The sequence below is a fragment of the Bacteroides sp. AF39-16AC genome (assembly GCF_003602735.1).
In the GTDB taxonomy this organism is placed as follows: Bacteria; Bacteroidota; Bacteroidia; order Bacteroidales; family Bacteroidaceae; genus Bacteroides; species Bacteroides uniformis.
Genome location: NZ_QTLN01000002.1, coordinates 442,755 through 454,175 on the forward strand (window position 1 = coordinate 442,755; position 11,421 = coordinate 454,175).

An 11,421-nucleotide genomic window follows, 5' to 3' on the forward strand; every position below is an offset into this window, starting at 1 on the left:
TCATCGAACAACGCAGCCTTCTGTGTGTATGGCTCTCTTATTCTTTGTCAGGAGTTTCAGGACTAATCATTGATACCTCAATCTCATTCTTCTGCTTGAACAAGTCGTCGGTGAACTTCTGGATGTCCTTCACGGTGATGCTGTTGACAATCTGTTCGTAATCCTTTATCGGATTCATACCGGTGAACAGGTATTCGTCAATGCTTCCCAGCCAGTAGCTGTTCTCCTTCAAGTCTTCGGCATGTTTCTTCAGCATGAACTCCTTCACTTTATTCAAGTCTCCTTCCGACGGACCTGCTTTGGCGATGTTGTCGAGTTCTGCAAAGATAATCTGCATCAGCTTTTCTCTTTTTGCCGGAGCGGTTTCGAATACAATCTGCAAGAGAGCCTTTTCTTTCGGATATTTGCTTAATTGGCCGCCTACATATACACCGTAAGTGCCCCCTTCGTCTTCACGTACCTTGGCTGTATAAACCAAGTCGAGAATCTGGCTGGTCATACTCAGCAGGATGTCATTTTTCAGGTCGTACTTGCAGTCACCGTTCAGCAGGACAAAGTTCGACGCTTTGGCAGTTTCCTGCTTCCGTACGAATTCGTTCTTATAAACTCCCTGGCGCATGTCCACTTTATTGTCCTTGAATGTTTCCTTGCGGTTGATGGCAGGCAGTGAACCCAGGTACTCGGCGATGAGTGGTTTCATTTCCTCCACATTCACATTTCCTACAAAGATAAAGGTAAAATCGCTGGCATCTTTGTAGCGGTCTTGATACATGGACAGAATCTTGTCATAATCCATCTTGTCAATCATGTCCGCCTTTATTCTGGCTCTTCTGGGATGGTGCATGTAAATACCGGCCGAGACAGAGTCACTGAACGCTACCTGGGGATTCATTTCCATATTCTGCAAAGCAGCTTTGTTGCGGTTCTTGTAGGATGCGAAGGCATCGTCGTCACGGCGTGGAGCGGTGAACGTCAAGTAAGTGAGCTGCATCATTGTTTCGAAGTCTTTCGGTGAACAGCTGCCATTGACGGTTTCTGTCTTGTCACCGATACCATAGCTGACGGAAGCTTTCTTGCCGGCCAGAACTTTTTCCAGGTCTACGGCACTGAAATTACCCAGACCACCGACACTCACTGCATCCAGTCCGTTGATGTTGATGATTTCCGAGTCGGGGAACAGGGAACTACCGCCTAGGCTGACTCCCTTCATGCGGATTTCGTCTGCCTTGAAATCTGTCTTCTTGATAATGACCTTGACTCCGTTGGAGAGTGTCAGCGTTGTAGTGCCGAATGTATCATCTGTCTGCTCGGATACAATCTTTCCGCCTTTCAGGGCTTCGGCCATCAAAGGTTCATCCGACACCTTGTCTACGTAGGCAGTCAGTTTTTCAGCTTTAATATCTTTCAGAATCTTCTTGATTGCATCTTCTGTCGGCATTTTCAATCCTTCCTTATCCGGACCGAGAATTGCGACTACCTGGTTACTGTCTGTCACGAGGGCTTGCATCATCTGGTTCAGTGCGGCAACCGGAATGGCGGGAGCTATCTGATTGATGATGGCGTATTCGTTTTCGATGCCCGGAATCGGTTCGTTATCGAGGAAATGACGGACATATTCATCCACGTACTCTTCATTCTTGCGTTTGTCACGCTCGTTATAAGCAGATTCCAGTTGGCGCAGATATTCGGCACGGGCACGGTTGTATTCCGTTTCCGTAAAGCCGAATTGGCGGGCGCGTTCTGTTTCGCGCAGGAGAGTGGCTATTCCATTTTCTATGGCATCTTCCTTGCAGACAACGACACCGGTGAAGGCATCTTTGGTTTTGGCAACAAAGAAATCATCGTCATAAGTGGCGGCATATATATAAGGAGGATTGGCGGTCTGTACCAATTCGTTCAGACGCGCATTCAGCATATTGTTGATGAGCGTGGTTGCATAATTCTGTACCAGATAGCCCATGTCGCCTTTCTGCTCGTCAGGAGTGGCTTCGTGCTTGTTGAAGATGAGGGCTTGTACATTGGACTGTTCCTTGTCCTGATAAACCAATACAATAGGCTCCTTGTTGTCGTTTACCGGATAGTACTCGCGTTTGGCAGCATTGGGCTGGGCGGGAATATCAGAAAACATTTTCTTGATTTGGGCTTCGATGGCGTCCACATCTATATCGCCAACTACCACAATACCCTGAAGGTCCGGACGGTACCACTTTTCATAGTAGTCTCTCAAAGTTTGCGGTTTGAAGTTCATAACGACCTCCATCGTTCCGATAGGGAAACAAGTGGCATACTTCGTTCCTTCGAACATGACTGGAAGCATCTTCTCCTGGAAGCGTTGTATGGCGCTCATACGGGTGCGCCATTCTTCGTTGATGACTCCGCGTTCTTTGTCTATTTCCTTCGGGTCCAGGGTCAAATCGTTACTCCAGTCGTGCAGAATCAGCAGGCAGGAGTCGATGGCTCCCGGAGTAGTGACCGGCACATTGGAAATGTTGTATACGGTTTCGTCTACGGAAGTATAGGCGTTCAAGTTCTCACCGAATTTCACCCCGATACGCTCCAGGTATTGCTTCAGTGCATCACCGGGGAAGTGGGTCGTTCCATTGAAACACATGTGTTCCAGGAAGTGGGCAAGGCCGCGCTGGTCGGCTTCTTCCTGAATGGAGCCTACCTTTTGGGCAATGTAAAAGTCGGCCCGGTTTGCAGGCTGGCTGTTCTTGCGGATATAATAGGTCAATCCGTTGTCCAACTTTCCGATACGGACATTTTTGTCGACCGGGATAGGCGGCATTTGCTGTGCAAATACCTGCTGAAAATTGCAGCAAAGAATTAACGCTACAATCCATAAACCACGTAATAGATGTTTCATATTATTATGAATTTAAATTGTTCTTGAACTATCTGTCGGACAGCCCTTGGATAAATCACAACTTCTGTTGTTTTTTTCGGATTCCATTCCGGATAAATGGAATTTATCTGACTGCTTCCCGGATGCGGACCAATTTGGTCAGCAGGTCTTCCAGCAGGTCGAGTTTCAGCATGTTGGCGCCGTCACTCTTGGCTACGGCGGGATTTTCGTGGGTTTCGATGAACAGTCCGTCTACACCTACGGCAACACCGGCTTTGGCTACGGTCTCGATAAGTTGCGGCATACCTCCCGTGACGCCACTGGTCTGGTTGGGCTGTTGCAAGGAGTGGGTTACATCCAGGATGACGGGGAAACCGAAGGTCTGCATTTCGGGGATGCCGCGATAGTCGATGACTAAATCCTGATAACCGAAAGTAGTTCCGCGTTCCGTCAGCATGACGTTCCTATTGCCTGCTTCCACTACTTTATCAGCCGCAAAGCGCATGGCAAGCGGAGAGAGGAACTGCCCTTTCTTGATGTTGATGGTTTTTCCGGTTTTGGCGGCGGCTACAAGCAGGTCTGTCTGCCGGCAGAGGAAGGCGGGAATTTGCAGAATATCCACATATTCGGCAGCCATGGTGGCTTCTTCGGCTGCATGAATGTCGGTCACGGTAGGTACTCCGAAGGTGGTGTGCACTTTTTGCAGTATCTTCAGCGCCTTTTCGTCGCCGATGCCCATAAAGGAATCCAGGCGGGAGCGGTTGGCTTTGCGGTACGACCCTTTGAATACATAGGGGATTTGCAGTTTTTCGGTGATAGTCACGATACGTTCGGCAATGCGCATTGCCATTTCTTCTCCTTCGATGACACATGGACCTGCCAGTAGGAAGAAGTTTCCGGCAGGATTATTCTTTAATTCAATCATAGGTTGTTACTGATTAAGTATTTTCAATTGGGTATAATCAATGTTATTGCTTCATGCAGTACGCTGATGTCCAGTGGAAAATGACGGTCAAGAATACGTCCGTCCAAATCGACAGAGGCATTTTGCGCACGCAGCACTTTTACTTTTTGCGTACGGTAGGGCATCACTACCTTATGGTTCAGAATCCGCCCTTGGATAAGCATCCACAATCCCGACCATAGTTGCAGCAATTCGGGACGGTAAATGACGGAAACATCCAGCCAGCCATTATAGGGCACTGCACTAGGCGCTTGTCCGTATCCCCACGCACTGCCTATGCAGACAGTCATGATGCGTCCGCGTATATGCTCGCCGTTTATCTTGAGATGCATGCGGTACAGCTTCCGTTCGAAGATAATGGATAGCAGTGCCATGAAGTAAGAGAGGAACTTCACTCCCCAGAAACGCTTGCACTGGTCGGTGATTTTCACGATACGGGCTCCCAGGCCTATGTTGATGGCATTGAGAAAGTAGCGTGTCAGATGCTTTTCACCGTCGTAATAATAGCAGGTACCCACGTCTATTTTCCGGCGGCGGTTGTTGATAATGCAATCCACCGCTTTCTTGTAATCCGAACTCATTTCCCAATAGTCGGCAAAGTCATTTCCTATACCATTGGGGATGATGCCGATGGCTATATTCTCCTTGTCCGGTGCATTGGAAAGCATGATGCCGTTAATGACGTCATTCAGTGCGCCGTCACCGCCTACTACAACAATGGTGCGGTAGCCGTTGTTGGCGAGGATGCCTGCCAGACGCTCTACCGAACCGAACCCTTCGGACTGCACATAGTCGTAAGGCACACCTTTGCTGTCCATGTATTCTTTGATTTCTTTCCACCGTTTCTGCACTTTCCGTGTTCCGGCTTTGGGGTTGTATATCACTCCCAACTTTTCGGGTTCTGCACTCATGATTCTATTTACAATTTGACTATTTACTATTTACGATTTAAATCACCCGGTCACTTTATCATTTCATCATCCTTCCAACTTCTTCTTTACAAAAGCTATCTTTTCTTCCATCGGCCACCGGGCATTCATCCAATGGATGGTAAATCCACGCCGTTCCATACGGCGGAACCAGGTCATCTGGCGTTTGGCAAACTGGTGGATGGCTGTTTCCAGTTGCGTGAACATCTCTTCATAGGTCAACTTGCCGATGACATAAAGTGTCAGATACTTGTATTCCAGTCCGTAATAGATGAGGTCATCCGGTTGGATGCCTTGCTCTATCAGACGGCGCACTTCGTCTATCATTCCTTCTTCCAGGCGCTGGTGCAGGCGGCGGGTGATTTTCTCCCGACGCAATTCCCGGTCGATGTCCACACCTATGATGAGGCTGTTCATCTGGGGGAAGGAACGTTCGTCTACTGGGGTATGGGCATAGTACTCTTCGATTTCGATGGCTCGTATGGCACGTTTGGCTGTGTCCACGTCCGTAGTATTGTGCAGGCTTTTGTAACCTTTCAGTATGTCGGTCAGTTCTTCCAGCGATTTGTCCGCCAGACGGGTGCGCAACTCAGGATTCTCGGGTACGGGCAGCAGACGGTAGCCTTTCAGCACTGATTCGAGATACATTCCGGTTCCTCCACATACAACGGGCAGGCAACCTTTTTGTTTAATAGTCTCGTAAGCATTCAAGAAATCACGCTGATACTCGAAAACATTGTACTTATAGCCCGGGTCGGCTATGTCGATGAGGTGATAGGGAATCTGTTTCCCGTCGACGGTATAGTCGGCAAGGTCTTTGCCGGTGCCCAGGTCCATCCCCCGGTAGATTTGCCGTGAATCGGCACTGATGATTTCCGTATGGAGTTCGGCGGCCAAGGCGGCTGCAAATGGAGTCTTTCCTGAGGCGGTAGGCCCTAATATGGCGATTAAATCATAGTCTGGCATATATAAGTTCTTGTTAATCTCATTACAAAGATAGTGCAAACCGAATGCAGAATAAAATGAACTCGTTCATTTTTTATGCTGAGGTGCAGCTTATCTTCGTGTTAGTGCAAAGATAATGCAAACTGGGAGTATAATGGAAAGAACTTGCTTATTTTTTTACGTGATGCTATACCTCCTTTTCTATTTTGAAGCAGAAAAAGTGAAAAAGGACGTGAAAACGAGCATTTATCTTATTAAAATGTGTTATGAAACATGCTTTTTTTCTTGGAAAGTTTGTCAATGTCCCAAAAGTCCGTACCTTTGCAATGTGTTTTTCATAGTATTAGATTTAAGGTTAACAAAGGTTGGAGTACAGCGGTACTCCTTTTTTTATGCCCTAAACTGAACTTTGGCACATTTTTTCTGTACTTTTGCACTATATCTTGAATGAACAAACATATTCACCTTTTATGAAGCTCTGTATATAGCTACGCTCAACGAATAGCCCTGCTTGATAAAGCTATTCAGCTATCTGGCAAGCGATGACCCGTTTGCCACAGAGATTGTGTATCCTTTTATTCATGAATTTGCAGGATGGCATGCTGTACTTGTACAGTGTGTTGTTTTGTGCTATTTTATTGTTGAGCAATGCATTATACATATAAACAGATATGGCTTATCAACTTTCCGGTAATGATGAGCATTTTGATGGAGCAGCTGATAAATATAACCGATGCTGTTTTCTTAGGTCACGTTGGCGAGGTGGAATTGGGAGCATCTGCCATTGCGGGGATTTATTATTTGGCGGTCTACATGCTTGGGTTTGGGTTTAGTATCGGATTGCAGGTGATGATTGCCCGAAGGAATGGAGAATGTGACTATGGTAAGGCTGGGAAGATATTTTTTCAAGGTTTCTTCTTTTTATCGGGATTGGCCATTTTGCTTTGTCTGCTGATGCAGGCAAGTTCTCCTTTCATATTGGGAAGGTTGATTTCCTCGCCGGAGATTTATCGGGCTGTAATTCAATATTTGGACTGGCGCAGTTTCGGTTTGCTGTTTTCGTTTCCGTTTTTGGTTATCCGTTCTTTTCTTGTGGGAATAACATGCACTCGGGCATTATCGTGGGCTGCTGCCGTTGCAATAGTGATTAATATTCCTTTGAATTATATTCTGATAATTGTTGGAGGACTGGGAATATCGGGAGCTGCCATTGCTTCTTCTCTGGCAGAGATGGGTTCTTTGGTGATGCTTCTTTTCTATGTATGGCTGAAAATAGATAAAGGGAAATATGGATTGAAACCGGTATATGACGGAAAGCTGTTGGTGGATGTGCTGAGCTTGTCGGTATGGAGCATGCTTCATGCCTTTATCAGCGTGGCTCCGTGGTTCTTGTTTTTTGTGGCGGTGGAACATTTGGGTAAAACGGAATTAGCCATTTCCAATATTACGCGAAGTGTATCTGCTGTCTTTTTTGTAATAGTCAATTCTTTTGCGGTCACTACGGGTTCGCTGGTCAGTAATGCGATTGGGGCTGGAGAAAGGAGGGCTGTTTTCATTATCTGCCGTAAGATACTGAGGTTGGGCTATTCTGCTGGATTTCCACTGATAGGGGTAGCTGTATGCTGTAATCGCTTGATAATAGGAATCTATACAGATAACGAACTGTTGACGGAGCAGGCTTTCATCCCTTTTGTTGTGACGTTGCTGAATTATACCTTTGCCTTGCCAGGCTATGTATATCTCAACGCAGTTGGAGGGACCGGTAAAACCCGGATTACTTTTCTTTTCCAAGTGACTACCACTGTCGTGTATTTGGGGTATCTTTATTGGTTAAGCGCTTGCACTCATGCATCCTTGGCTATTTACTTAACGGCAGAATACCTTTTTGTGATTTTGCTGGCACTGCAATCGGTTTTCTATTTAAGAAGTAAACAATAAACCGTTGGCGGAATTGACTTGGCATATCTTTCATGTTACCGATGTGATGATTGTTTTAACTTGTTGTCAATCAGAGAGTAATTTTGCCAACCTATTGCCGTGCTTTTGGCAAACTTTTGCCAAGCCGATGGCAAAGTTTTGCCAATGCGGTGGCAAAGTCTTGCCAAGAAGGAGGCAAAACCTTGCCAACTTGTCGGCAAGAAAAGATACACTATTGATGAGATACGCCGTTGCTTGCCGCATCTTGTACAAGGCTGTTGGGATAGATTTCCTTAATAATCCATCATCAGTGAGTTGTCGGTCTTGCCTCGTGAAATGTCAAGGTTAGGCGGTGCATAGCTCTGGTTACAGCTACATAAAGCATACTCTTGTCAATCTCCGAACGGTAATTTCTCTCATCCGTCTGTGGAATAATGACTTCGTCAAACTCAAGCCCTTTTGCCATGTGGGCAGAGGTGATGACGATGCCTTGCACAAATGCGGAGCTTTGACTTGATAGGAAGCTGATATCATTGGCATATGATTTCAGCACGTCTGCCATCTCCCTGGCTTGCTGCTCCGTCTTGCATATGATGCCAAGAGACTTATATCCGGATTTCCGGTAAGTGGAGATTAGTCCCATAATGCCGGACAGTTCTTCTACGGCACTGCCGAACTGCAGGATTTGTGGCTTTTCTCCATGCCGGGCAACCGGTTCCAGCTCTGCGTTAGGATGAATCTTTTGCGCAAAATCCGTAATCTCGAAGGTGGAACGATAACTCTTACACAATTTCATGATTTCACTTGCAGTAAGTGACTTTTGGATAGTTTCTGCTGTGGATGAGCCATAAGGATTCACGGACTGTCCTGCATCGCCCAACACGGTTTTCCGGCATGGAAAGAGTTTCTGTATTACCTTGTACTGTATGGGCGAATAGTCCTGCATCTCATCTATCAACAGATGTTTGACTCTGAATGGCTGGTTCCCGCTTCCCTCCAATGCCAAGTGTAGGTATGCCAGCGGTGCCAAGTCTGAGTATTCGAGTGTATGTCCCTTTCGCATTTTGAACATTCCGGGATTATTTGTCCATTTAAAGAAATCTTTGTAGACTTGAATGTCGTTATTGCCTGCAAACATTAGTCTGATTTCTTTTTTCAAAAGGTTTCTGCCGGCGGTGGTTACCGTAAAGGCGTATTGTATTTTCAACATATCCAGCATATAATCAGCCATAGCATCAAATCGTCGGCGTATGGGATAACGGTTGAAACGTAGGTACTGTTCTTCAATAAACGGGGCAGGTATGGTGATGTATTTGGTCAGCTTCACGTCTGCTGCCTTGAAGTAGGTGTTCTCTATGTGGAGGATAAACTTGTCAAGCTCTGAAATGAAGCCGAAAGAGGCTTTATAGGCTATTCTGTCGATGAGGCTTGAGGATGGCTTCTCTAACAGTTCATTCACTAACCCGAAGTATGTTTGGTACTTGTATTTGTGTTCCAACACTCCGGAGAGTATTTGTTCCATACTGGTTTCGGGCACGGTTTCTTCTCCAAGTTCGGGGAGGACGTTGGAGATGTAATCGGAAAACACTTTGTTGGGGGAGACAATCAGAATATCTTTTGACGAGATGCTGTCTCTGAAGGTATAGAGCAGGTAGGCTATGCGGTGCAGGGCGATGGATGTTTTTCCAGAGCCGGCCACTCCTTGAATAATAAGCGTGCGGATATCTTCGTTACGGATAATCCGGTTCTGTTCCCGTTGGATGGTGGCAACGATATTTTTCATCTTGTCATCTGCATTGGAACTTAACTCCTTTTGCAGAATGTCGTCATGGACGGTCAGGGCACTTTCAATCATAAATTCCATTTTGCCGCCCCGAATTCTGTATTGGCGTTTTAGGGAAATTTCTCCTTTAATCTCTCCCGATGGAGACCGATAGCCTGCTTCTCCTAATTCATGGTCATAGAACATGCTCGAAACGGGTGCTCGCCAGTCATGGATAAGGGTAGCTCGACTTTCCGGGTCATAGAAGGTATGGATGCCTATATAGATAGGCATCACTTTGCTGTTTTCTTTCTTTTCCAAAAAATCAATTCGTCCGAAGTAAGGAATGGCAAGTATCTTGGTGAGCCGCTTACGCTTGTTGATTACACTTTCCCCCAAGGCAAAATGGTTTAGGATGCTTTCGCGCATGGAGCGTATCTCATGCGGGTCGATGTCTTTGTTGGACCAGATATAGTCTTTGTATTCTGCCAAGGTGTCGACGTGGTCTTTCACTGATGCGTCGGTATTACCGATAACCTTTTTCAGAAAACTGATTATTTGCTTTAAATATTCTTTCTCTTGTTTCTCTGTTTGATTGAATGCCATAATTAGTTGTTGCTAAAAGATAAGACAGTGTGCAAAATTAGTGTATTGTATCGGGAAGGGAAATGGCTATTTATAGCTATATACTGGGAAGTTTTATATCTTTGCACATTCAAAAAAGTGGAGGTAAATGGACATTCATGAGCTTGCAAGGCAGAATCAGCAATCTGCATGGAAAGTATTGGAAGATACCCGTATTATTGAAGCATGGGAGCGCATTGGAGCAACCGTTCATTTGGTGGGCTCACTCCGTACCGGGCTGTTGGCGAAAAGTAGGGATATAGATATCCATATTTATACCGATAGGTTGGATGTAGGAGAGAGCTTTTCGGTCATCCGGGAACTTGCGGAACGGTTGCCTTTGCAGGAAATACAATATAGGAACCTTATCCATACGGAGGAAGAGTGCATGGAGTGGCATGCTTTATATAAGGATAGAGAACAGAATACTTGGAAGTTTGATATGATTCACATCCGGAAAGGTTCCAGGTATGATGGTGTTGTAGAAAAGGTGACTGCCGCTATTGCGGAGCGCCTTACTCCTGAAATTAGGAAAACGATATTGCAAATCAAATTCGATGTGCCGGATGGTGTAACGATTCCAGGTATAGAGATTTATCATGCTGTCTTTACGGGAGGTGTCCGCACTTATAAGGAGCTTGAAGAGTGGCGCAAAACAAATCAGTTGGCGGACAGTCTCGGTTGGCTTCCGTAATCTTAGAGGTAGATGCCAAGATTTTCTACTATATGGATGGCTTCCATTATATTGTTGGCATCTAACTTGCTTAGGATGTTTTTCCGGTGATTGTTCACAGTATAGATGCTCACTCCCAGCTGGTAAGCGATTTCCTTGCTTAGAAAACCTTGTCGGATGAGTCGTAATATTTCTTTCTCCCGGTTGGATAATTGTTTGTCGGGAGAAACAGTGCATGTTGGAAGCATCTCTCCCGTTTTTCTGTTCACCACCGTCCGTTTGATTCTTTCGATAGGGGTCTGGTCGGGAAGTATGTCCATTACTCCCATGATTATCCAGGCTTTACCATTCCGGTCTGTTTCTATGACTTGTTGCCGGCTACTTACATTGATATACTGTTGCCGTGCATTCAACATACGGAATTGAAATATTTGCCGGTAGTCATTTCTTTCTTCCGGTGGGAGTGAGTAGATGAACTGTCCATGCTCGATTTGGCATTCCGTGAGTTGCATTCTGTCATCAGGGTGTATTCTCTCTTCCAGTAAATCGCCTTGTTGCCTGATTGTCTTTATCCAAGTGGGATTGTATCCGAAAAGATGGGCAAAACTGTCGGATGCAAAATCGTATCTCTCTTTAAATACGTCAACTGTAAAAATACAGCTCTGACTCATTTGTGAGAACGCTTGCACGGATATTCTTTTCTTGTTCCATGTAGCTAACACTTGAAAAGGGACCCGGAACAACATTTAAAAAGTGCCCCAC

Annotated in this window: 8 protein-coding genes; 2 read left to right on the plus strand and 6 right to left on the minus strand. The window is 45.7% G+C overall.

Annotated features, from left to right (window positions below; all coding sequences use genetic code 11):
• Positions 1-37: 37 nt before the first annotated feature.
• The 4 genes from DW039_RS03990 to miaA all read right to left on the minus strand — a co-directional run bounded on the left by DW039_RS03990 (position 38) and on the right by miaA (position 5,704).
• Complete coding sequence (locus tag DW039_RS03990) at positions 38-2,866, minus strand: pitrilysin family protein (RefSeq protein WP_005828850.1); 2,829 nt, start codon at positions 2,864-2,866, stop codon at positions 38-40.
• A 103-nt stretch (positions 2,867-2,969) separates the two neighbouring features.
• Positions 2,970-3,770: a 3-deoxy-8-phosphooctulonate synthase gene (gene kdsA / locus DW039_RS03995; RefSeq protein WP_005828848.1), complete on the minus strand. Its 801-nt coding sequence runs from the start codon at positions 3,768-3,770 to the stop codon at positions 2,970-2,972.
• A gap of 23 nt (positions 3,771-3,793) precedes the next feature.
• Complete coding sequence (locus tag DW039_RS04000) at positions 3,794-4,720, minus strand: diacylglycerol kinase family protein (RefSeq protein WP_005828845.1); 927 nt, start codon at positions 4,718-4,720, stop codon at positions 3,794-3,796.
• A 66-nt stretch (positions 4,721-4,786) separates the two neighbouring features.
• A complete protein-coding gene (miaA, locus tag DW039_RS04005; RefSeq protein ID WP_005835499.1) occupies positions 4,787-5,704 on the minus strand; it encodes a tRNA (adenosine(37)-N6)-dimethylallyltransferase MiaA in 918 nt (305 codons plus the stop codon).
• A gap of 627 nt (positions 5,705-6,331) precedes the next feature.
• Here miaA and DW039_RS04015 point away from each other — a divergent pair.
• Entirely contained in the window at positions 6,332-7,621 is a 1,290-nt protein-coding gene (locus DW039_RS04015) for an MATE family efflux transporter (protein ID WP_117703368.1), read from the plus strand.
• A 286-nt stretch (positions 7,622-7,907) separates the two neighbouring features.
• Here DW039_RS04015 and DW039_RS04020 read toward each other — a convergent pair whose 3' ends face one another.
• On the minus strand, positions 7,908-9,968 hold the full coding sequence (locus tag DW039_RS04020) for a 3'-5' exonuclease (protein ID WP_117703367.1): 2,061 nt from the start codon (positions 9,966-9,968) through the stop codon (positions 7,908-7,910).
• Positions 9,969-10,095: 127 nt separating this feature from the next.
• Between DW039_RS04020 and DW039_RS04025 the strand changes: the two genes are divergently transcribed.
• Positions 10,096-10,680 carry a nucleotidyltransferase domain-containing protein gene (locus tag DW039_RS04025; protein WP_117703366.1) on the plus strand — a complete coding sequence of 195 codons (585 nt, stop codon included), beginning with the start codon at positions 10,096-10,098 and terminating at the stop codon, positions 10,678-10,680.
• A 2-nt stretch (positions 10,681-10,682) separates the two neighbouring features.
• On the opposite strand, the gene DW039_RS04030 is transcribed toward DW039_RS04025, so the two are convergent.
• Complete coding sequence (locus DW039_RS04030) at positions 10,683-11,405, minus strand: LuxR C-terminal-related transcriptional regulator (RefSeq protein WP_371682735.1); 723 nt, start codon at positions 11,403-11,405, stop codon at positions 10,683-10,685.
• Between the last annotated feature and the right edge of the window lie 16 nt (positions 11,406-11,421).